Genomic DNA, 19,752 nt, shown 5'->3' on the forward strand with positions numbered 1-19,752 from the left:
AGGATCACCGGGGCGCCTCGGTCTGCTCGACCAGCTGGGCGACCAGCGCCTCCACCTGCTTGCCCTCGATCTCGGCGGCGGGGCTGAGCAGCAGGCGGTGGCGCAGGACCGAACCGGCGAGCGCCTTGACATCGTCGGGCACCACGTAGTCGCGCCCGTCCAGCGCGGCGCGGGCGCGCGCGGCGCCGGCCAGCAGCACGGCCGCGCGCGGGCTGGCGCCGCTCGCAAGGTCCGGGCTTTCCCGCGTGGCGCGCACCAGGCGGACGATATAGTCGGTCACGCTCTCGGCCAGGGTCACTTGCGAAACCGTGCGGGACGCCGCCTCGATCACCGCGTGATTGGCAATGGCTTCCACCCCGCAGGCGGCCGGGCTGGGCGCGCCGCGATTCTCGCCGAAGCGCGCGACGATGCGCAGCTCTTCCTCGAAGCTGGGGTAATCGACGCTCACCTTGAACAGGAAGCGATCGAGCTGCGCCTCGGGCAGCGGATAGACGCCCTGGCTCTCGATCGGGTTCTGTGTGGCCACCACCATGAACTGCTCCGGCAGGGCATGAGCGGTGCCGTCCAGCGTGACGCGGCGCTCCTGCATGGCTTCCAGCAGCGCGGCCTGGGTCTTGGGCGGCGTGCGGTTGATCTCGTCCGCCAGCAGCAGGTCGCAGAAGATCGGACCATGAGTCAGCGTGAACTGGCTGGTCTGGAAGTTGAACAGGTTCGAGCCCAGGATATCGCCCGGCATCAGGTCCGGCGTGAACTGGATGCGGCCGAAATCCAGGCCCAGGGTCGCGGCGAAGCACTGCGCCAGGAAAGTCTTGGCCGTGCCCGGAGGCCCTTCCAGCAGGACATGGCCGCGCGCCAGAAGGGCGATCAGCAGATGCTCCACCGTCGCGCTCTGGCCGACCACCGCCTTGCCGATCTGCTCGCGAATGCTTCCCGCAAGCGCGGCGACCCCGGCGAGATCGACCGCGAAATCGCCCCGAGCGAAATCGCCTTCGGCATTCGGGGAGTGGGCATCGGTCATCGAGTCAGCATCCTTTCGAGCGCGTGAAGATCGCGCGCAGCCTTGACGAGATCGTGCGATTTGCGCGCATGGCGAAGGCGCGCGGAAATCGCGGAAAAGGGTTCGGCATCGGCCCTGCGCGAAGCAAGGGCGCGGTCGATCGCGGCGTCGGCCTGCTCGGGCGGGAGCGTGCGCGGCAGGGCGAGAGCACGGATCAACCGGTCGCGGGCATGGTCGGCATAAGGTCCGCCGATCAGGTGCAGTCTATGCGAGCGGCGCACCAGTCCCGCAGAATTGGCCACCAGCGCGCGCTTGCCGAAAGCGATGGCCCGCTCTCCCGCCAGCGGCGGCCCGAAGCGCAGGAAAGCGCGCCATCCCAGCACCAGGGCGGCCAGCAGCAGGCAGAGCGTGGCGGCCAGGAATGGCGGGGTGAAAGCCAAGGTCAGCAGATTCTGCGCGCGGCCGAAACCGTTCATGGTGAGGTCGAACGTCACCGTGCCACGAGGCTCGACTTCGCTGGCCGCGACCAGCGCGTCCACCAACTGCGCGGCGCGGCGGTCGGCCATGCCCCAATTGTCGACGAGGTCGGGTTCGAACACCAGGACCAGGGGGTAGAGGTCCTCGTCCTCCGGGTCGCTGCTCATGCCTGTCAGCGCCGCGTCCTCGAGCGCGGGATAGCTGCCGCCGTCATCGATGAAGGCGGCGAGAACGCGCCCGTCCTGCTCCTCCACGACCGGCACCAGCGTATCGCCCTTGCCCGATTGCAGCGCCTTGCGGCTGGGCAGCGCGCCCTCCAGGCCGAAGCCGTGCCAGCGAGCCTTCGCGCCGTTGGCGTCGACCTCGCCCTGCACGACCGTCACGTCATCGAGGAAACCGCGCCATTCGAGCGGCCGCATGCCCTGGAGATTGACCCAGCCGGTCTTGGCCTTTTCCTGCTCGCGCCCGGGCTGCAAGGCCATCCACTTGGGCAGGATCACCAGCGTCGGCCCGATGTAGCGCCGCTTCGAGACGATCTTCTCGATATCCTCGCCATCGGCCCCGGCAGGTGGAGTGAGCACCAGCAGGCCCGGCTTGTCGAGCGCGCCCACGTTGCGCGCGCGAACCACCGGGTGCCCGCGCTTCTCGATATAGCGCGCCATGGCGGCATAGCCGTTGAGGCCGCGCCCGTCGGCATGGGACTGGCCGTCGTTGGTGGAGCCGAAGCCGGTGCCGGTCCCAATCATCCACAAGAGCGCCAGGAACAGCGCCGATCCGATCAGCACCAGCGCCAGCACCGCCCAGCGCGAGAACGGATTGGCGCCGACAGAAATACCGGCTTGCGCAGCAGGTCTCGCATCGGCGGGCGCTGTTGCTGCCATCTCGCTCATGCGCGCAGTTCCAGCCGGGCGAAGCGGGCATAGGCCTCGCGCGCGGCGGCCCAGTCGTCGGCGCCCAGTTCGCGCAGCGCGAAGCGGCTGCGCTCCACGCGGGCGGCGATCGTGGCGAACGCCTCGCGGCCGCTGTCCGGGAGCGAGGACAATACCGAAATTTCCCGCGCGGTGCTGGCCGGATGCAGCCAGTCCGGCCGCGCCTGCCGGATCTGCCCCACGCTGCGCCGCAGGAGCAGGTGAGTGGCCTCGTCGAACCGGCCTTCCCCGGCAAGGCGGTCCGCGTCCTCCAGCAGGGCCAGCGCCTCGGCCTCGGCCGGCACCCAGGCCTCGGGCGCTTCCTCGCGGCTGCGGCCGCGCCAGGCCTCGATGGCCGGGCCTGCCAGGCGCCAGAGGATGAACAGCGCCAGAAGAACCGCCAGCGCGATCAATATGTTGGAGAACACCGGCCAGGACATGCCCAGCAACCTTCCAAGCGGCGCGAAGATCGCCTCCAGCATGCGGCCGAGCGCCTGGAGCCATTCCGGAGCCTGCCCCGGAGGATCGGGCTTGAAGGGCGGCAACGGCGCGTACTGGATATCGGCCGCGCCACGCACGGCTTCCCAGTCGCTCGCGGCGTCCCGGGCCGCACCCGCCATCTGACCCCTAGCAGCCATTACCCGCCGATGATTGGCATGGGCCGGGAGCAGGCGCAAGCCGTTGCGATGAAAGGATTGGATAGCGATCGAGGAGGGGTTGCGGCCGCCTGCCCGTCATGGACGGCACGGCGCGCCCCCGGCCAGGACGCGCGCCGTGCCGGACCGAACCAGGATCGCCTATCCGCGCGAGCGTGCCTGCTTGTAGGTGCCGAGCGGACGCACGTACTTGCAATGGAATGCAAGTTCCTGAAGCGCCATGTCGATGCGCGGCTCGCCGGGGGCGCCTTCGATGTCGGCGTAGAAAGTGGTGGCCGCGAAGCTGGCACCGATCTGGTAGCTCTCCAGCTTGGTCATGTTGACGCCATTGGTGGCAAAGCCGCCCAGAGCCTTGTAGAGCGCGGCGGGGATGTTCTTCACCTCGAAGATGAACGTCGTCACCGCCTTCTCGCCCTTGAGCGCGAAGGGATCGAGCGGCTCACGCGAGAGGACGACGAAGCGCGTGGTGTTGTCCGCCGCGTCCTCGACATTCTCCTCGACGATCTTGAGGCCGTAGAGTTCCGCAGCCAGGTTCGGGGCGATGGCGCAAGCAGCGGTATCGCCCTGCTCGCGCACGAAGGCGGCGGCGCCGGCGGTATCGGCATAGGCCATCGGCACGATGCCCCGCTCGCGCAAGTAGTGGCGCGACTGGCCCAGCGCCTGCGGGTGGCTGTAGGCCCCCGAGAACGGCCCCATGGTGCCGTCCGCATTGGGCAGCGCCATCAGCGCATGCTCGATGCCCATGAAGTGCTCGCCCACGATCGACAGCCCGCTTTCCGGCAGCAGGAAATGGATGTCCGCCACGCGGCCGTGCTGCGAATTCTCGATCGGGATGATGGCCCGGTCGGCCCGCCCGTCCTTCACCGCATCCAGCGCATCCTCGAAGGAAAAGCACGGCAGCGGCAGACAGTCGGGATCGTGTTCCAACGCCGCTCGGTGCGAATTGCATCCGGGGGCGCCCTGGAAGGCCGCCGCGCGCGAGGGATCGGCCGCAGCGGCCTCGTTCATGCGGGCGACCAGGTCGAGAGCGGGTTCGGGATAGGAATGCATAGCGTCCGCGCGATTAAGCCGCAAAGGCGATGTCCGCAATGGCTCTTGCACTAACCTGCTGGCAACTCTAGAGCCTCAACCCAAAGAGGATGAGAAAAAACTCCACCCGTGGGGCAAGGGCAAACAAGAAATGGATGATCGTTTCAACACCATTGCCGGCTGGGCTTTGTTCGCCGGTATCGTCGGTCTTGGTCTGACCACCGTCAGCTCTCATTACTTCCGTGCAGACAAGCCGCATCGTCCCGAGACGATGGGTTACGCCATCGAAGGCGTGGAACAGGAAGGCGAAGCAGGCGCCGAAGCGCCGATCGCCACTCTTCTTGCCAGCGCAGACCCGGCCAAGGGACAAGCCACTTTCGCCAAGTGCCAGTCCTGCCACACGATCAACCAGGGCGGCACCAACGGCATCGGTCCCAATCTCTACGGCGTGGTCGGTGAAGGCATCGGCCAGGGCGTCGGCGGTTTCGCTTTCTCCGACGCGCTCAAGGGCGTTGGCGGCAAGTGGGACTTCGACAAGCTGAACGACTGGCTGAAGAGCCCGAAGGCTTTCGCGCCCGGCACCAAGATGACGTTCGCCGGCCTGCCCAAGGGTGAGGATCGCGCCAACGTGATCGCCTATCTCAACGCCCAGGGTTCGAACCTGCCGCTTCCCACCGCACCTGCAGCAGCAGCAGCAGCAGCACCGGCAGCCGGCGATGCGCCCGCCGCCGCCAGCAGCGAAGCCGCAGCCGCGCCCGCAGCCGCCGCGGCTGCCGAGTAATACCCGATTTCCGGTAGCGGTCCGGCCTGACTCTGTCGGGCCGGAACCGCCCGGTCCAGGAATCCGGCCAGGCCGGCAGAAAACGGTCCCGCGGGCGCCACCGAGTCGCCTTGCGGGCCGTTTTCGTCAGGACGTAGAGGCGGCCTCGGCCCCGATCGCGAACCAATTTGCGAGCAGGTGGAAGCACCTGTATGACTCGGAAAAATGCGGCAAACCAGAAGCCTGGAGCAGTTGATCCGATGCATTCGGATCGGAAACTGCCCTAGTCTTCGATCTTGCCCGTCAAACCATCTTCGAAGCGGCGGAGCTGTTCGCGGCCCCACGACCAGTCGCCCAGGCCACTTGCGGCATTGATGTGCCCCAGTGCCCCGGCCTCGACGAAGGACGCGCCCCATTGGCGGGCGCGCGTACGGGAATGGACGAGCGGACCATAGGGATCGTCCGAACTCGCCACGACCACCGCCGGAAACCGCAGGAAAAGCTCGGGCGGATTGCCGAAGCTCGCCGCCTCTTGCGGAAAATCCGGGCCTTGCGGATCCGGCATCGCCACCAGGAACGCGCCTCGCACCGCCCGGTCGGACCGCGCGCTCCAATGCGCGACGAGCAGGCAGGACAGGCTGTGAGCGACGAGGATCGGCGCCTCGGAAAGCGCGGCCACGGCCGCGTCCAGCGCGGCGATCCACTGATCGAGCTGCGGCGCGTCCCAGCTGTCGGGCGCGAACCGCCACATCTCCGGCTCGGCGGCTTCCCACCGCGATTGCCAGTGCTCCGGCCCTGAACCGCCAATTCCGGGCAGGACCAGATAGGCGCTCATTCGCCGCTGTCCGCCGGCCCCTTGAACCCCTTGGCGATCACGTACCATTCGGACGAGCCCTTGCGGCTGGCCGGCGGCTTGGCGTGCTTCACGCTGGTGAAACGCCGCTTGAGAATGCCGAGCAACTCGGTGTCCGTGCCGCCCGCGAAGACCTTGGCAACGAAAGTACCGCCGGGCGCGAGGTACTGGATCGCGAAATCGGCCGCCGTTTCCACCAGCCCCATGGTGCGCAAGTGGTCGGTCTGCTTGTGGCCGACGGTATTGGCCGCCATGTCCGAGAGGACGAGGTCCGGCGCGCCTTCCAGGGCCTGTTCCAGCGCCGCGGGGGCCTCGTCGGCCATGAAGTCCATCTCGAAGATGGTCACGCCCTCGATCGGGTCGGTGGGCAGCAGGTCGATGCCCACGACTTTGGCCTTGGGAGCCTTGAGACGCAGCACCTGGCTCCAGCCGCCCGGCGCGATGCCGAGGTCGACCGCGCGGGTCACGTTCTTGAACAGGTCGAATTTCTCGTCGAGTTCCAGCAGCTTGTAGGCGGCGCGGCTACGGTAGCCGTCGGCCTTGGCCTGCTTCACGTAAGGATCGTTGATCTGGCGGGTCAGCCAGCGCGCCGAGCTGGTCGTGCGCTTCTTGCCAGTGCGAAGCCGCTCGTTGGGATCGCGTCCGGAACGGCTCATGGCCGGTTCTCCAATAGGTGTGATGGCGCGGGGGCTACCGTGGGCCTGCCGCTGGAATGGGATGCGATGAGGCTGCGCAGGATGCCTTCGCGAATGCCGCGATCGGCCACGCCCAGCCGCGCCGCGGGCCAGAGGTCGAGGATCGATTCGAGGATCGCACAGCCGGCCACGACCAGGTCCGCACGCTCGCGCCCGATGCAGTTCACCTCGCGCCGCTCCTCGATCGACATCGAGGAGAGCCGGGAACTGATGTCGCGCATCGATTCGGCCGGAACGATCAATCCGTCCACCATGCGGCGGTCGTATTGCGGCAGTTCGAGGTGGAGGCTGGCCAGCGTCGTCACCGTGCCGCTGGTGCCCAGCAGGCGCAGCGGACCCGTTTCCGCCGCGCTGCCGCGCGCCGGGCCGACGCGCTTGGCAAAGGCGGAAAAGCTTTCCGAGACCAGGCCATGCATGTGGCGATAGCGCGCGAGGCGTTCCTCCAGCGTCGTGCCTTCCGGCCCGCAGCTCTCGGTCAGCGAAACGACGCCCCAGGGCACCGATTGCCAGTCGAGGATACGCGGCACCGTGCCGGTGCTCTCGATCAGGACGAGTTCGGTCGATCCGCCGCCGATGTCGAAGATCATCGCCGGGCCGAAGCCTTCCTCCAGCAGCACATGGCAGCCGAGCACGGCCAGCCGCGCTTCCTCGCGCGCGCTGATGATGTCGAGCGCGATGCCGGTTTCCTCGCGCACGCGCTCGATGAATTCCGGGCCGTTCTCCGCGCGGCGGCAGGCCTCGGTCGCCACCGAGCGGGCGAGATAGACATTGCGGCGCATCAGCTTTTCGGCGCAGACCCGTAGCGCTGCCAGCGTCCGGTCCATCGCCGCCTCGGACAGACGGCCGGACTGCGCCAGGCCTTCTCCCAGCCGCACGACGCGGCTGAACGCATCGATCACCGTGAAATTCTCGCCCGATGGCCGGGCGATCAGGAGACGGCAATTGTTGGTGCCGAGGTCGATGGCGGCATAGGATTGCCGGTAGGACGGGCGAGACGACGGCCCGTTCGCGCCCGGAAGCACGGGCGTGAAGCCGGCAGGCACGAAGCTGGCGGCCGGGAAGCCCGGTGCAACGGTCTTCGCTTCTGCCGGCACCGTCTTGGGGGCAACGGCTTCGCCCTGGGCGCGCGGTTTCTTGGAGGAACGCGCTGCGCCCTTGCGGGAGCCGCGCTTCCGGGCAGCCGCCCGGCGCGATTCCGCCTGGCGGGGCGACGCCTGCGAGCCGGATGTCTTCTCTTCGCGCGGCGCTCCGCCTGCCTCGGCGGCGCCGCCCGGAGGGCGCGCCTTCGCCTTGGCCGTGTCGGGTCCGGACGAGCGTGACTTGCCCTTCCTCGCCTTGCGCCGCCTTCCAGTGCGGCCCGACACATCGACTCTTGCTGCCGGCGGATCTTGCTCCGCCATGATATGTAATCTCGTTCGAATAAATCTTACCGCCGTGCGCGGCGGATACCTGGGGCGATGCTAACGCCCCCCGGGCCAAGGGGCAACCCTGACTGCAAAAAGGGTGCTTGACGCGAATCAGAAGCCCTACTAGAGGGGCGCCTCCCGATGCCCCGTCGTCTAATGGTAAGACTACGGATTCTGATTCCGTCTATCGAGGTTCGAATCCTCGCGGGGCATCCAATTCTTCCTAAATCGCTGAAATCCGCTTTTTCTTCGGGAAGCGCGTCTGGCATCGCCGGACGCTTTCGCATGCCCTGGCGGCGTGCGAATCGTGCCGGATCCCGGCGGTTTTCCGGTTCATGTCTGGAGTTGGCGCCCGCCCGGAAAGAGGGGCGGCCCTTCGCGGGGAAGAGCCGCCCGAAGTCGGGGAGAAGCGGTTGCCACCGCCGGCAAGGTTCGACTTGGCGGTGCACGACCGGCACGGCCCATCTGCCAGCCCCCGCTCCGCACGGCATTGATCGTGGTCAATCGACCGATTCGCGCCTGCCCCGGCCTTCAATTTTTCGCCGATTCGCCGTCCTGCCGAAAATGGATGATCCGCATTTCAGGCCCACACCGATCCTGCGTGAACGCCGTCGTGACCGCTGCGCCCATGTCACGCTGATGGATTCGCACGGCAGGCCGATCGACGTGATCGTGCGCAATGTCTCGTCACGAGGGTTGAGCGCGGCGGCGGCAGGCCAGCCGCCTGCCTGCAACGAAGTCGTGCGCGCGGCGATGGACGACGGCCGCGAACTGTGGGGCCTCGTGCGCTGGGTGGACGGCAATCTCTTCGGCGTGGAATTCGACATTCGCCCCTGAGGGAGCAAGGCGCTGTCAGACCGCCGAGCTGAACCGTCGCAGCGAATCCTTGCGATAGGGATCGAAGCGCGCCGCGATCGAGCGGGCATAGGGCAGGCCCTGGGGCAGGATCACCAGATCCTCTCCGTCGCTGTCACAAAGCGCGGCATCGAAATAGGGCAGCAGCAGCGGCCAGGCCTCGCATTGCAGGTCGCGCGGGATCGGCGCCCTGCCCCGGCACAGCAGCGCCTCGATCACCGCGCCGCGCCGCCGGTCTTCACCGCTGCGGCGAATCCCGCGGTTGGCGGCGATGCGGTCCTGCGAGAGCATCATGCGATAGCGCCCGGTGTTCTTCTCGTTCTGGACCAGCAGCTCGGGAAAGCCGCTGATCGACGAAGCGCCCAGACCCAGCAGCACCGGCGCCTTGTCTTCGGTGAAGCCCTGGAAGTTGCGGCGCAGGCTTCCCGATAGCGCCGCCTGCGCCAGGGCGTCTCCGGGCCGGGCGAAGTGATCGAAACCGATGGGCACATAACCGGCCTCGACCAGAACCGCATGGCCGCGCGCGGCCATGGCGAATCGCTGCTCCGCATCGGGCAGGGCTTGGGCATCGATCTTGCGCTGGCGCGCGATCAGGTGCGGCACATGGGCATAGCCGAACAGCGCGATCCGGTCGGCCCCCAGCGCGGCGGTTCGCGCCAGCGAATCATCCAGATCGGCCATGGTCTGCCCGGGAAGCCCGTACATCAGGTCGAAGTTGAGCGAAGCGATGCCTGCCGCGCGCAGCATCGCGGTCGTTTCCTCGATCATCCATGCCGGCTGCACCCGTCCTATGGCCTGCTGAAGGCCCGGCGCGAACGTCTGCACCCCCAGGCTGGCGCGCGTGATCCCCACCGCGCCGATCACGGCCGCCCATTCGCGGCCCATCGTGCGCGGGTCCAGCTCGATCGACAGGACCGGGCGCGATGCGGGGAACTGCAGCGTCAGCGCGTCCACCAGCCGCACGAAGTCGACCGGGGGAATTCCGTTGGGACTGCCGCCGCCAAAGGCGATGCGCGTGACCCGGGCGCCTTGTGGCAAGCGTTCGGCGACAAGGCCGATCTCGCGGTGGAGGGCATCGAGATAGCCGGAGACGCGATCGGTGCGGTTGGCGACGCTGGTGTTGCAGCCGCAGTACCAGCAGATCTTCTCGCAGAACGGGATATGGACATAGAGCGAGACCTCGCCGTTCACCGCCTCCAGCGCCTGCACGAAAGCCTCGGCGCCGACGGTCTGGTCGAATTCGGCGGCGGTGGGGAAGCTGGTGTAGCGCGGCACGGGCACCGCAAGCAGTTCGGGGTGATAGGTCCACATGCGCAGACCCATCGCGCCTGGAGGCGGCCGCGTCATTGCGCTCGATCAACGGGCGGGAAACCGGCTCGATCTGCCGATTTTTGCGCGCGATCAATGTCCCCGCCGCGCGGGAGGACCAAAGCGGCCCTGCTGCCGCTCAAGAGGGGGGACCCGCACGGTGCGGCCCCGGCGGCGCAGGAAAGACCCAAGATGCGCAAGATGTCCATGCTCGCGGCCGCTGCCCTGACGGCCGCCGCCGCCACCGCGATCGTCACCCCGGCCCAGGCCGGAAGCCCGGACGGCAAGTGGCAGGTCAAGGTTCTGGGCACTGCCGTGCTGCCCGACGGCCAGATCGACAAGATCAGGTCGATCGACACCGACACCGCGCTGGGCAGCACGCTCGCCGGGCTCGAAACCGTGGGCACCAAGGCGAACGACAACGTGGTGCCCACGCTGGCGGTGGAATATTTCTTCAGCAACGCCTTCTCGGTGGAGACGATCTGCTGCTTCACCCAGCACCACGTCAGCGGCACCGGCGACGTGGCGGGCGCCAGCCTGGTCGATCACGTTCTCATCCTGCCGGCCACGGTGACTGCCAAGGCGCATCTCGACACCGGAACGCCCTTCAAGCCCTATGTGGGCGCCGGCCCGGCCTGGTTCTTCGTGTTCGACGAGAAGCCGGGCGAGACGGCGCGCGCGCTGGGCGTGGACAAAGTGAAGATGTCGAACAAGGTGGGCTTCGCGCTGCAGGGCGGCGTGGACATCGCCATCAACGACAAGGGGCTGGGCCTCTCGCTCGATGCCAAGAAGTACTGGGTGAAGCCCACCGCCTCGTTCTACGAGGATGGCGTGCTGGCGCTGAAGACGCGCCACGATCTCGATCCCTGGGTGCTGAGCGCAGGCGTGTCCTACCGCTTCTGAGAGACGGTCCGGTTCCGGCAGGCACTTCGGCCATAGCCGGATGCCCGTCGTCCCCGCGAAAGCAGGGGCGGCGGGCTCGCCTGCATTACTGCCAGGAGATCGCGATCAAGGCCTGATCCGGGGACCGACGCCCCTTCAGCCCGCTTCGGCGGTCAGCGCCTCGTGGTCCAGGAGGATCACGTCGCGGCGCGAAGGCAGGTCGATCAGCCGCTCGTTCTTGAAGCGGGTGAACTGGCGGCTCACGGTCTCGATGGTGAGGCCCAGCACGTCGGCGATCTGCTGGCGCGAGAACGGCAGGGTGATGCGGCGCGGGCCGGCATCCTCGAAATTCCAGGCGCAGCCGGGGGGCTGCAACCGCTCGGCCATTTCCAGCAGGAAGCTTGCCAGCTTTTCCGAGGCCGACTTGCGGCCGAGCAGCAGCATCCAGCGGCGCGTGCGGTCCAGTTCGCCCAGGGTCCGCTCCAGCAGCTTATGTTCCAGCGCCGGATGCTCGCGGGCGAAAGCGTCGAAATCGCGGCGGGAGAAGACGCAGACCGTCGCTTCCGTCAGGGCGGTGGCGCCGTGGCCGGTGGTTCCGCCGAAGGGACGCCCAATGAAGTCCGAAGGATAGACCACGCCGACGATCTGCTCGCGCCCGTCCTCGGTATTGGTCGATAGCTTCAGCACGCCGTCGATCACGTTGGCCACGAGAACCGAGTCCTCGCCTTCCCAGATCAGCGATTCGCCGGGCTGGATCGTGCGGGTACGCCCGATGGCGTTGAGCGCTTCCAGCTCTTTCGCATCGAGGGATGAACAGATCGCCCGGTTCCGAACGACGCACAGGTCACAGTTGGACATGTGCCCGCGATAACAGTCGCTTCGCCATGTCTCAAGTGCAGGGCAGGCCGACTTGCGTCAGCTTACGCAACCGCCGCTTCCAGCAGGCGCATCGTCCCGGCATCGGCGTCGATCTCCACCGGCAGGCCCACCGGCACGCTGAGCTGCGAGGCGATATGGCCGATCTGGAGCCCCTGGAACGCGGGAACCCTGAGGCCGGAAAACTGCCGGTCGAGCACTTCGTAGATCGTGAAGTTCGAATAGCCGCCGTCGGGGTTCTGGCAGCCGGTGCATTGGCCGAAGACGACCCCGGCCACCCGGTCGAAGATCCCCGCCAGGGCAAGCTGGGTGAGCATGCGGTCGATGCGGTATTCGGATTCGTTGGTGTCCTCGATGAACAGCACGGCCCCCGTGAAGTCCGGCAGGTAGGGCGTGCCCACCAGGGCGGAAAGCACGCTGAGATTGCCGCCGAGCAGCCGGCCGCGCGCCTTGCCGCCGCGGAACGTGCGCAAGTCCTTGCCCCGGCCCGAAAGATTGACGCCCGCCCCCTCGGGCACTTGCCAGGTCGGCGTCCCGCCTTCGAAGGCCAGCGCATGGAACGAGGCCCAGGCCGCCGGCGGCCACGAGGCGGAAGCATTCGGCCCGTGGATGCTGGCCACGCCCGTCCGCGCCGCGAAAGCCAGGTGGAGCGCGGTATTGTCGCTGAAGCCCACGAAGAGCTTCGGGTTCGCCGCGATCCTGTCGAAATCGAGCAAGGGCAGGATGCGTGCGCAACCCCAGCCGCCACGCACGGCCATGATGGCGCGGACCTTGTCGTCGGCGAACATGGCCATGAGATCGTCAGCCCGCGTCCGGTCGGAGCCGGCCAGGTAGCCTTCGCGCTGGAGCATGTGCAGCGCCGGCCTCGGCTCCAGGCCCATGGCGCGCACGGTCGCCATGATCTGGTCCAGTCCGAAGCGATCCCCCACGAAGCCCGCCGGCGCGACCAGACCCAGCACGTCGCCTTCCTTCAGGCGCGGGGGCTTCACCAGCTTGCGCGCGGGGCTGCGGACCTGGGCCGAAAGAGCGGGGAGTACCGGCAGCACGGAGCCTGCGGCCACGGCGCCGAAACCGGCCATCGCGGCGCGGCGTGTCATGGTCATGTTCGACATGTCGTGCAGCCTAGAGCGTTTTCCCAGCAGGGGGAATCACCTGATGACCCGGAAAACGCGGCCAACCGTGAAACTGGTGCATCGGGGCTGCGGGCAACCGCATGCCGTGCTTGCGCGCAAGCATATCATAATTAAATCCTTATCCCTCGACGCCGCGCCTCCCAGCGGCCATGGAATGCAGATGACCGAACAAGAAGACAAGAAAGTCACCAACCGCCGGTTCTACAAGGCCGAGCAGGAAGCCAACTTCGCAGACGCGCAGGAAGGCACGATCCAGACGCAGAACCCGGCCTATCGCCTGGCCTTCCAGGACACCGAGTTCCTGCTGCGCGACGAACTGCGCCCCGTCCGTTTCCAGCTTGAGCTTCTCAAGACCGAGATGCTGCTGGAAGAAGCCAATATCGGCTCGACCATGGTGATGTACGGCTCCGCCCGCATCCCCGCGCCCGAGAATGCTGAAAGCGTCCTGGCCCAGGCCAAGACCGACGAAGAGAAGAAAGTCGCCGAGCGGCTCGTCGCCAAGGCGAAGTATTACGAGGAAGCCAAGACCCTCGCCAAGCTGGCCAGCCAGTGCTCGGTGGTGGAAAAGGGCATGCGCCAGTTCGTCGTCTGCTCGGGCGGCGGCCCGTCGATCATGGAAGCCGCCAATCGCGGCGCTTCGGAAGTCGGCGCGGAATCGCTGGGCCTCAACATCGTGCTGCCCCATGAGCAGGCGCCCAACCCTTACGTGACGCCGCGGCTCTCGTTCCAGTTCCACTACTTTGCGCTGCGCAAGATGCACTTCCTGCTGCGCGCGCGCGCCGTGGCCGTGTTCCCGGGCGGTTTCGGTACGTTCGACGAATTCTTCGAGCTGCTTACCCTGATCCAGACCGGCAAGATGAAGCCGATCCCGATCCTGCTCTACGGCAAGGAATTCTGGGAACGCGTCGTCAATTTCGAGGCCCTGGCCGACGAAGGCGTCATCAACCGGCAGGACCTCAAGCTGTTCCACTGGTGCGAAACCGGCGAGGAAGGCTGGAAGGTCGTGCAGAAGTTCTACGATCTCGACTGCTGCTGAGGTCAGGGCGGCGGCCGCCGGGCCGCCCCTTTTCCGGACGCACACTCTTCGGCCGGTCGAGTTCTTCGGCTCTCTGGCGTTTCTGCGGCCGGCCCTGACCGGGCTGTCCGCTGCCTAGCCGCGAACGTGGTGTCCCAGCGGGCCATGTCCCGCGCCGAAACCCGGCGCATTGAGCAGCGCCGCGCGCACATAGTCGCGCGCGCTGACGATCGCCGCTTCCAGGCCGGCGCCCTGCCCCATGAACGTGGCGATGGCGCTGGAGAACGTGCAGCCGGTGCCGTGGGTATGGCGCGTCTCGATGCGCGGTGCGGTCCACGACATCGGCGGTTCGCCGGGCCGCAGCAGCCTGTCTTCCACGATCGGCCCCTCCGCATCGCCGCCCTTGGCGATATAGGCCACTCCGCGCGCCGCCATGGCGCGGTCCCCGCCCAGCGCCTCCAGTTCGGGAACGTTCGGCGTGGTCAGCGTGGCGAGAGTCATCAGCCGTTCGAAAGCGGCAATGGTGGCCGCATCCGCCAGGACCGAGCCGCTGGTGGAGATCATCACCGGATCGAACACCACCGGCACGCCCAGCCGCTCCAGCCGTTCCGCCACGACATGGGCGATCTCGGGACTGCCGAGCATGCCGATCTTCACCGCGTCCACGCCGATGTCGCTTACGCAGGCGTCGATCTGCGCCGCCACCATCTCCGGCAAGAGCGCCACCACATGCGTGACTCCGCACGTGTTCTGCGCGGTGATCGCGGTGATCGCGGTCATGGCATAGCCGCCGAGCATCGTGATGGTCTTGATATCGGCCTGGATACCGGCACCGCCCGAACTGTCGGAGCCGGCGATGGAAAGGATGCGGGGCGGTGTGGTCATGACGGGCTGATGGCACCCGGGGTGTCGTTCGGCAAGCATGCGCCGGATGGCATCGCGCAAAGCCGCCAAGGCGCGAAGACGTCGCGCAGCCGGCTAAGCCGCCCTGCCCGCTTCGCGCCCTTGCGGGAGCCGATCAGCCCTTGAACCTGCGCTCCTTCGACGGGGGCGCGGAATCGAAATGCCGCTTGGCCCGCGTCGGCCGGTCGAGCAGTTCGCCGCTGCAATTGGGGCAAAGCTCGTCGAGGTCGTCCGCGCATTCGGCGCAGTAGGTGCATTCGAAGCTGCAGATGAACGCGCCGGGGGCATCGGCCGGAAGGTCGGTACCGCAGCGTTCGCAGTCGGGGCGCATTTCGAGGGCCATCAGGCTGCCGCCTCTTCCACGGCCGCGCAAATCGAGGCCACGGCGGCCTCCACCTGCCCGGCATCGTCGCCTTCCGCCATGACGCGGATCAGGGGCTCGGTGCCCGAGGCACGGATGACGAGGCGGCCGCTGCCGTTGAGCGAAGCCTCCGCCTCGGCAATGGCAGTCTTCACGCTGGCGGCCTCCAGCGGCTGCCCGCCCGAGAAGCGGACGTTGCGCAGCAGCTGCGGGACCGGGTCGAAAAGGTGGAGCAATTCGCTCGCCCGCTTGCCGGACTGGACCAGCGCCGCCAGCACCTGAAGCGCCGCCACGGTGCCGTCCCCGGTGGTCGCATGGTCGAGCAGGATCATGTGGCCCGATTGCTCGCCGCCCACGTTGAACCCGCCCGCGCGCATGCGTTCGAGGACGTGGCGGTCACCCACCTTGGTGCGTTCGAGCGTGAGGCCCTGCCCCTGCAGATAGCGTTCGAGGCCCAGGTTCGACATGACCGTCGCCACCACGCCGCCGCCGCGCAGGGCGCCGCGCGCGGCCAGCTGGGTGCCGATCAGCGCCATGATCTGGTCACCGTCCACGGTCTTGCCCTTTTCGTCCACGACCAGCAGCCGGTCCGCATCGCCGTCAAGCGCGATGCCGATATCCGCCCCGGTCGTGACCACGGTTTCCTGAAGCAGGTCGACATGCGTGGAGCCGCACTTGTCGTTGATATTGCGGCCGTTGGGCGTGACGCCCACCGCCACGACTTCGGCACCGAGTTCCCACAGGGCCGAGGGCGCGACCTGGTAGGCGGCGCCATTGGCGCAATCGACCGCGATCTTGAGCCCGTCCAGGCGAATGTCATGGGGCAGCGAGCGCTTGACGGCGTGGATGTAGCGCCCGCGTGCATCGTCGATGCGGCGGGCGCGGCCGATGTCCTCGGACGGGGCGAGCGCCAGATCCTGGGCCAGCATGGCCTCGATCGCCAGTTCGTCCTCGTCGGAGAGCTTGAAGCCGTCGGGGCCGAACAGCTTGATGCCGTTGTCCTCGTAAGGGTTGTGGCTGGCCGAGATCATCACGCCCACGTCGGCGCGCAGCTCGCGGGTCAGCAGGGCGACGGCCGGGGTCGGCATCGGCCCCAGCAGCACCACGTCCATGCCCACGCTGGTGAAGCCGGCGACAAGCGCGTTTTCCAGCATGTAGCCCGAGAGGCGGGTATCCTTGCCGATCACCACGCGGTGCCGGTGCTTGCCGCGCAGGAAGCGGGTGCCGGCCGCCTGGCCGACCTTCATGGCGATGGCCGCCGTCATCGCGCCCTGGTTGGTGCGGCCGCGGATACCGTCGGTGCCGAAGAATTGTCTGCTCATGACCTGCCCCTTGGAGACTGTCTCGTGAATACCGGATGACGTCCGCAGCCCGCTCGCGCGGCTCCCTCGCCCATCCTCTAGCCGCAGCGCCGCCAAATTGCCAAGAGCGGCGGCACCGCTTATGAGCAAGGCCGACCCCGCAGGCCCCCGCGCGGCCATATCTCCCAGGAGCCCGATGAGCACCCCAAGTCCCGCAAAACCCGGAAATTCCTCGCGCATTCCGGATATTCGCGTTCCTGGAAAGCTGACCCTGGCCGGACTCGTCGCGGGGCTGGTGCTGGGCCTCGTGCTGGCGGGCGATCCGCGCGCCATTCCGGTGCTGAAAGTGGCCGGACCGATCGGCTCGCTATGGCTGCAGGGGCTGCAGATGACGATCCTGCCGCTGGTCGCGGGCCTGCTGTTCAGCGGCATCGTCGAGACCATCGCCGTCGCCCAGGCCGGCGCCATGGCCCGGCGCACGCTGGGGATCATCATCGGCTTCCTGGCCTTCAGCGCCGCGCTGGGCGCGGTGGCCATGCCCCTGCTGCTGGACCTGTTCCCCGTCCCTCCCGGGGTGCGCTTCACTCACGGCGAGGAACCTGCCGCAGTGCCCGGCATCGCCGACTTCCTTTCCTCGCTCATGCCCGAGAACGTCATCTCCGCCGCCGCCGCCAATGCAATGCTGCCGGTGATCGTCTTCGTCGCGCTGTTCGCCGTCGCCTCGACCCGGCTTGCGGACGAGCCGCGACGCGCGCTCGCCGTGCTGTTCGAAGGGGTTGCCGGCGCGATGATGGTGGTGATCGGCTGGGTGCTGGCGCTCGCGCCGATCGGCGTCTTCGCGCTCGGCTTCGGCCTGGGCGTGCGCAGCGGCGGGGCCGCGCTGGGCGCGCTCGCCCATTACATCGTGCTGGTCACCGCGGTCGGAACCGTCGTCATGGTGGCCGGATACCTGATCGCCGCTTTCGCCGGGCGGCGCCGCCTTTCCGCTTTCGCCGCGGCCGTGCTGCCCGCGCAAGTCGTGGCCATTTCCACCCAGTCCTCCATCGCCACACTGCCCGCCATGCTCGCCTCCAGCCGCCGCCTCGGCGTTTCGGGCACGACCGCGGAGTTCGTCCTGCCGCTGGCCGTCACGCTGTTCCGCGCGACGGGTCCGGCGATGAACATGGCCGTGGCCGTCTACGCCGCACGGCTCGCCGGCATGGAGCTGACCACCGGCGCGCTCGTGGCGGGTGCCCTGGTGGCCTTCGCCACCACGTTCGGCGCCGTCTCGCTGCCCGGCACGATCAGCTTCGTATCCTCTATCGGGCCGATCGCGGCGGCCATGGGCACGCCGCTCTGGCCGCTCGGGGTGCTGGTGGCCGTGGAAGTGCTGCCGGACCTCATGCGCACCGTGGGCAACGTGACGATGGATGTGGCCCTGACCACCGCCGTCGGCCGCGGCGTGGAGGGCGAGGAAGCCGAAACCCCGGCCGAGACCCTGCACTGACCATAGCTGCGCCCGTGGAACCGCGCCGGCCCTGAGGCGCTCCTGATCCGACAGGAAAGGAGCCCCGCATGACTCACTGGCGCGAAGTCCCGCCGTCCCACGCCCGGCAGTTCCTCGAACCCGGGCCGGTCGTCCTGCTGGCGACGCACCATGCCGGCGCGTCTGCGGACAACGTGATGGCCATGGGCTGGCACCAGGTACTGGAATTCACGCCTGCGCTGATTTCCTGCCTCGTTTCGCGCGGAAACCACAGCCATGCGCTGCTGCGACGGAGCGGCGAGTGCACCATCAACGTGCCCACTGCAGACTTGCTCGACATGGTCGTGCGGATCGGCAATTGCAGCGGCGCGGACTGCGACAAGTTCGCCGATCTCGGCATCAAGCGCGAACCGGCCGCCCATGTCGCCGCCCCCCTCCTTCCGCAATGCCACGCCCAGCTCGAATGCCGTCTCCATGACGACGCCATGGTGGGCCAGTACGACCTGTTCATCCTCGAAGTCCTGCGCATCCGCGCCGCAACCAGCCCGAAGGCGCCGCAATTCGTCCACTACCTGGGTGACGGGCAGTTCATGCTGTCCGGCAAGCGGGTGTCGCGAAAAAGGCTGTTCAAGCCGGAAATGCTGGGCATCTGATGCGGACAGGGCCGTGCCTGGCACTCGCCGTCGCGCTCATCTTCACAAGCGGTTCCTCCGCTTTCGCGGACCAGCGCGCCGCCGTCTACACTTGCCAGTTCGCGCGCTACGGTCAGGTCGTCATCGACACGCGGCCCGAGGGTCCGGCCATCACGGTGGGGGGCAAGACTCATGCCGCGCAGGCCGGCGCCTACTTTTTCCAGACCGAAGACGGGAAAGTCGCCTTCTTCAAGCCGGGTATGAAAGCGTGGTCCTACGCCGACGCGCGCGTCGATCCCGACCTGAAGGCCGCCGAGGCCAGCCGGTGCCGTCGCGGAACGGGGAAGCGCTGAGTTCGGGAGGCGCGCCCGCGTGGGGCGGCATCGGAGGGCTCAGGCCTCCAGCTCGATGTCCCAATAGAGCCAGTCCCGCCACGTTTCGTGGAGGTAGTTCGGCGGGAAGGCCCGGCCGCGCTCCTGGAGCTGCCAGCTCGTCGGCCGGATCGGGGCCACCAGCGGCGGCATGTTCGCCTGCTTGGGAGTACGGCCGCCCTTCTTGAGGTTGCAGGGCGCGCAGGCGGTGAGGATGTTTTCCCAGCTGGTCCTTCCGCCCAGACGGCGCGGGACGACGTGATCGAACGTCAGTTGCTGAGGAGAGCCGCAATATTGGCAGCTGAAGCGGTCGCGAAGGAAAAGATTGAAACGGGTGAAGGCGGGGAATTCGGAAGGCCGGACGTATTGCCTCAGGGCGATCACCGAGGGGATCTGCATCGACCAGCTGGGACTGTGCACCACCCGGTCGTAGCTGGAAATGATGTCCACCCTTTCCAGAACGATCGCCTTGATCGCGGTCTGCCAGGGCCAGAGACTCAAGGGGTAGTAGGAAAGCGGCGTGTAATCCGCATTGAGCACTAAGGCAGGACAGTCGGAAAGACTTCGGGAGGGGTCATCCTCCGCGCTGCGGAACCGGGCCGCGCGCTCGATCAGCTCCGACTTGAGCATGGCCTCCTGTCGCAGGCCCTGATTGCGGTTTCATGGCAACGCATGAGTTTCTTTGCAGCATTTACGCGAGTCGCCGTCAAGCCGGGACCGGGTTCGCGCCATACAACAATCCACAGGTTCGCCACAAGCATTCCACAGGATGTCCTCAGGCTGCCAACGCCCGGCGCACAGGTTATGCCAGGCTTATCCACACGCCTGGGTGTGCGTGAAGTCCTGCCGCTTTCGGCCCTACTTTTCGT

General features: G+C 67.6%; 21 protein-coding genes and 1 tRNA gene. 8 read left to right on the forward strand and 14 right to left on the reverse strand.

The features are described 5' to 3' along the window. Positions 1-4: 4 nt before the first annotated feature. The 4 genes from ACZ1J6_RS17445 to ACZ1J6_RS17460 form a co-directional block, all read right to left on the reverse strand. Positions 5-1,018 carry an AAA family ATPase gene (locus tag ACZ1J6_RS17445; RefSeq protein ID WP_134094761.1) on the reverse strand — a complete coding sequence of 338 codons (1,014 nt, stop codon included), beginning with the start codon at positions 1,016-1,018 and terminating at the stop codon, positions 5-7. Next, positions 1,015-2,364 (reverse strand): DUF4350 domain-containing protein, encoded by a 1,350-nt coding sequence (locus ACZ1J6_RS17450; protein ID WP_465127622.1) that lies wholly within the window; start codon positions 2,362-2,364, stop codon positions 1,015-1,017. Before ACZ1J6_RS17450 ends, ACZ1J6_RS17445 begins: the two co-directional genes overlap by 4 nt. Then, positions 2,361-3,020, reverse strand: coding sequence for a hypothetical protein (locus tag ACZ1J6_RS17455; RefSeq protein ID WP_465127623.1), 660 nt, complete (start codon positions 3,018-3,020; stop codon positions 2,361-2,363). Before ACZ1J6_RS17455 ends, ACZ1J6_RS17450 begins: the two co-directional genes overlap by 4 nt. A 159-nt stretch (positions 3,021-3,179) precedes the next feature. Next, positions 3,180-4,088: a prephenate dehydratase gene (locus ACZ1J6_RS17460; RefSeq protein WP_132264498.1), complete on the reverse strand. Its 909-nt coding sequence runs from the start codon at positions 4,086-4,088 to the stop codon at positions 3,180-3,182. A gap of 130 nt (positions 4,089-4,218) precedes the next feature. Between ACZ1J6_RS17460 and ACZ1J6_RS17465 the strand changes: the two genes are divergently transcribed. Beyond that, positions 4,219-4,848 carry a c-type cytochrome gene (locus ACZ1J6_RS17465; RefSeq protein ID WP_465127624.1) on the forward strand — a complete coding sequence of 210 codons (630 nt, stop codon included), beginning with the start codon at positions 4,219-4,221 and terminating at the stop codon, positions 4,846-4,848. Positions 4,849-5,110: 262 nt separating this feature from the next. Here ACZ1J6_RS17465 and ACZ1J6_RS17470 read toward each other — a convergent pair whose 3' ends face one another. From ACZ1J6_RS17470 to ACZ1J6_RS17480, 3 genes are read right to left on the reverse strand one after another with little or no spacing between them, the layout of a single operon-like run. Then, positions 5,111-5,662 carry an RBBP9/YdeN family alpha/beta hydrolase gene (locus tag ACZ1J6_RS17470; RefSeq protein ID WP_465127625.1) on the reverse strand — a complete coding sequence of 184 codons (552 nt, stop codon included), beginning with the start codon at positions 5,660-5,662 and terminating at the stop codon, positions 5,111-5,113. Further along, complete coding sequence (locus tag ACZ1J6_RS17475) at positions 5,659-6,336, reverse strand: RlmE family RNA methyltransferase (protein ID WP_132264492.1); 678 nt, start codon at positions 6,334-6,336, stop codon at positions 5,659-5,661. The genes ACZ1J6_RS17470 and ACZ1J6_RS17475 overlap by 4 nt, the downstream gene beginning before the upstream one ends. Continuing rightward, on the reverse strand, positions 6,333-7,775 hold the full coding sequence (locus ACZ1J6_RS17480; protein ID WP_465127626.1) for a Ppx/GppA phosphatase family protein: 1,443 nt from the start codon (positions 7,773-7,775) through the stop codon (positions 6,333-6,335). The genes ACZ1J6_RS17475 and ACZ1J6_RS17480 overlap by 4 nt, the downstream gene beginning before the upstream one ends. A 148-nt stretch (positions 7,776-7,923) precedes the next feature. Between ACZ1J6_RS17480 and ACZ1J6_RS17485 the strand changes: the two genes are divergently transcribed. Together ACZ1J6_RS17485 and ACZ1J6_RS17490 are read left to right on the forward strand one after the other, a co-directional pair. Next, positions 7,924-7,997: transfer RNA gene (locus ACZ1J6_RS17485), tRNA-Gln, on the forward strand. A gap of 348 nt (positions 7,998-8,345) precedes the next feature. Further along, on the forward strand, positions 8,346-8,618 hold the full coding sequence (locus tag ACZ1J6_RS17490; protein WP_465127627.1) for a histidine kinase: 273 nt from the start codon (positions 8,346-8,348) through the stop codon (positions 8,616-8,618). 15 nt (positions 8,619-8,633) lie between these two features. On the opposite strand, the gene hemN is transcribed toward ACZ1J6_RS17490, so the two are convergent. Then, complete coding sequence (hemN, locus tag ACZ1J6_RS17495; protein ID WP_465128262.1) at positions 8,634-9,947, reverse strand: oxygen-independent coproporphyrinogen III oxidase; 1,314 nt, start codon at positions 9,945-9,947, stop codon at positions 8,634-8,636. Positions 9,948-10,136: 189 nt separating this feature from the next. Here hemN and ACZ1J6_RS17500 point away from each other — a divergent pair, with 189 nt between their 5' ends. Then, entirely contained in the window at positions 10,137-10,847 is a 711-nt protein-coding gene (locus ACZ1J6_RS17500) for an OmpW/AlkL family protein (RefSeq protein WP_465127628.1), read from the forward strand. Positions 10,848-10,982: 135 nt separating this feature from the next. Here ACZ1J6_RS17500 and ACZ1J6_RS17505 read toward each other — a convergent pair whose 3' ends face one another. After that, complete coding sequence (locus tag ACZ1J6_RS17505; RefSeq protein WP_132264483.1) at positions 10,983-11,684, reverse strand: Crp/Fnr family transcriptional regulator; 702 nt, start codon at positions 11,682-11,684, stop codon at positions 10,983-10,985. A 62-nt stretch (positions 11,685-11,746) separates the two neighbouring features. Then, the gene (locus ACZ1J6_RS17510; protein ID WP_465127629.1) at positions 11,747-12,805 is read right to left on the reverse strand and encodes a S66 peptidase family protein; all 1,059 of its coding nucleotides are present in this window, start codon (positions 12,803-12,805) and stop codon (positions 11,747-11,749) included. 190 nt (positions 12,806-12,995) lie between these two features. Here ACZ1J6_RS17510 and ACZ1J6_RS17515 point away from each other — a divergent pair, with 190 nt between their 5' ends. Next, positions 12,996-13,871 carry an LOG family protein gene (locus ACZ1J6_RS17515; protein WP_132264479.1) on the forward strand — a complete coding sequence of 292 codons (876 nt, stop codon included), beginning with the start codon at positions 12,996-12,998 and terminating at the stop codon, positions 13,869-13,871. Positions 13,872-13,985: 114 nt separating this feature from the next. Here the strand turns inward: ACZ1J6_RS17515 and thiD are convergent, their stop codons facing one another. From thiD to glmM, 3 genes are all read right to left on the reverse strand, one after another. Continuing rightward, positions 13,986-14,735, reverse strand: coding sequence for a bifunctional hydroxymethylpyrimidine kinase/phosphomethylpyrimidine kinase (thiD, locus tag ACZ1J6_RS17520; protein ID WP_132264478.1), 750 nt, complete (start codon positions 14,733-14,735; stop codon positions 13,986-13,988). A gap of 133 nt (positions 14,736-14,868) precedes the next feature. Then, a complete protein-coding gene (locus ACZ1J6_RS17525; protein WP_132264476.1) occupies positions 14,869-15,096 on the reverse strand; it encodes a DUF1272 domain-containing protein in 228 nt (75 codons plus the stop codon). Then, positions 15,096-16,436: a phosphoglucosamine mutase gene (gene glmM / locus ACZ1J6_RS17530; RefSeq protein ID WP_132264474.1), complete on the reverse strand. Its 1,341-nt coding sequence runs from the start codon at positions 16,434-16,436 to the stop codon at positions 15,096-15,098. Before glmM ends, ACZ1J6_RS17525 begins: the two co-directional genes overlap by 1 nt. A 175-nt stretch (positions 16,437-16,611) precedes the next feature. On the opposite strand from glmM, the gene ACZ1J6_RS17535 reads away from it, so the two are divergent. The 3 genes from ACZ1J6_RS17535 (at position 16,612) to ACZ1J6_RS17545 (ending at position 18,865) form a co-directional block, all read left to right on the forward strand. Continuing rightward, positions 16,612-17,901 carry a dicarboxylate/amino acid:cation symporter gene (locus ACZ1J6_RS17535; RefSeq protein ID WP_465127630.1) on the forward strand — a complete coding sequence of 430 codons (1,290 nt, stop codon included), beginning with the start codon at positions 16,612-16,614 and terminating at the stop codon, positions 17,899-17,901. A gap of 68 nt (positions 17,902-17,969) precedes the next feature. After that, entirely contained in the window at positions 17,970-18,533 is a 564-nt protein-coding gene (locus ACZ1J6_RS17540; RefSeq protein WP_465127631.1) for a flavin reductase family protein, read from the forward strand. Next, entirely contained in the window at positions 18,533-18,865 is a 333-nt protein-coding gene (locus ACZ1J6_RS17545; protein ID WP_465127632.1) for a hypothetical protein, read from the forward strand. Before ACZ1J6_RS17540 ends, ACZ1J6_RS17545 begins: the two co-directional genes overlap by 1 nt. A 39-nt stretch (positions 18,866-18,904) precedes the next feature. On the opposite strand, the gene ACZ1J6_RS17550 is transcribed toward ACZ1J6_RS17545, so the two are convergent. Next, the gene (locus ACZ1J6_RS17550) at positions 18,905-19,513 is read right to left on the reverse strand and encodes an HNH endonuclease (RefSeq protein WP_132264468.1); all 609 of its coding nucleotides are present in this window, start codon (positions 19,511-19,513) and stop codon (positions 18,905-18,907) included. Positions 19,514-19,752 lie beyond the last annotated feature (239 nt).

The organism is Novosphingobium sp. BL-S-21, from assembly GCF_055521655.1.

Bases quoted from the DNA above. Each gene is read 5' to 3' on its own strand.
- ACZ1J6_RS17445 (WP_134094761.1), bottom strand. From the start codon at position 1,018: ATGACCGATGCCCACTCCCCGAATGCCGAAGGCGATTTCGCTCGGGGC.
- ACZ1J6_RS17450 (WP_465127622.1), bottom strand. From the start codon at position 2,364: ATGAGCGAGATGGCAGCAACAGCGCCCGCCGATGCGAGACCTGCTGCG.
- ACZ1J6_RS17455 (WP_465127623.1), bottom strand. From the start codon at position 3,020: ATGGCTGCTAGGGGTCAGATGGCGGGTGCGGCCCGGGACGCCGCGAGC.
- ACZ1J6_RS17460 (WP_132264498.1), bottom strand. From the start codon at position 4,088: ATGCATTCCTATCCCGAACCCGCTCTCGACCTGGTCGCCCGCATGAAC.
- ACZ1J6_RS17465 (WP_465127624.1), top strand. From the start codon at position 4,219: ATGGATGATCGTTTCAACACCATTGCCGGCTGGGCTTTGTTCGCCGGT.
- ACZ1J6_RS17470 (WP_465127625.1), bottom strand. From the start codon at position 5,662: ATGAGCGCCTATCTGGTCCTGCCCGGAATTGGCGGTTCAGGGCCGGAG.
- ACZ1J6_RS17475 (WP_132264492.1), bottom strand. From the start codon at position 6,336: ATGAGCCGTTCCGGACGCGATCCCAACGAGCGGCTTCGCACTGGCAAG.
- ACZ1J6_RS17480 (WP_465127626.1), bottom strand. From the start codon at position 7,775: ATGGCGGAGCAAGATCCGCCGGCAGCAAGAGTCGATGTGTCGGGCCGC.
- ACZ1J6_RS17490 (WP_465127627.1), top strand. From the start codon at position 8,346: ATGGATGATCCGCATTTCAGGCCCACACCGATCCTGCGTGAACGCCGT.
- hemN (WP_465128262.1), bottom strand. From the start codon at position 9,947: ATGTGGACCTATCACCCCGAACTGCTTGCGGTGCCCGTGCCGCGCTAC.
- ACZ1J6_RS17500 (WP_465127628.1), top strand. From the start codon at position 10,137: ATGCGCAAGATGTCCATGCTCGCGGCCGCTGCCCTGACGGCCGCCGCC.
- ACZ1J6_RS17505 (WP_132264483.1), bottom strand. From the start codon at position 11,684: ATGTCCAACTGTGACCTGTGCGTCGTTCGGAACCGGGCGATCTGTTCA.
- ACZ1J6_RS17510 (WP_465127629.1), bottom strand. From the start codon at position 12,805: ATGACCATGACACGCCGCGCCGCGATGGCCGGTTTCGGCGCCGTGGCC.
- ACZ1J6_RS17515 (WP_132264479.1), top strand. From the start codon at position 12,996: ATGACCGAACAAGAAGACAAGAAAGTCACCAACCGCCGGTTCTACAAG.
- thiD (WP_132264478.1), bottom strand. From the start codon at position 14,735: ATGACCACACCGCCCCGCATCCTTTCCATCGCCGGCTCCGACAGTTCG.
- ACZ1J6_RS17525 (WP_132264476.1), bottom strand. From the start codon at position 15,096: ATGGCCCTCGAAATGCGCCCCGACTGCGAACGCTGCGGTACCGACCTT.
- glmM (WP_132264474.1), bottom strand. From the start codon at position 16,436: ATGAGCAGACAATTCTTCGGCACCGACGGTATCCGCGGCCGCACCAAC.
- ACZ1J6_RS17535 (WP_465127630.1), top strand. From the start codon at position 16,612: ATGAGCACCCCAAGTCCCGCAAAACCCGGAAATTCCTCGCGCATTCCG.
- ACZ1J6_RS17540 (WP_465127631.1), top strand. From the start codon at position 17,970: ATGACTCACTGGCGCGAAGTCCCGCCGTCCCACGCCCGGCAGTTCCTC.
- ACZ1J6_RS17545 (WP_465127632.1), top strand. From the start codon at position 18,533: ATGCGGACAGGGCCGTGCCTGGCACTCGCCGTCGCGCTCATCTTCACA.
- ACZ1J6_RS17550 (WP_132264468.1), bottom strand. From the start codon at position 19,513: ATGCTCAAGTCGGAGCTGATCGAGCGCGCGGCCCGGTTCCGCAGCGCG.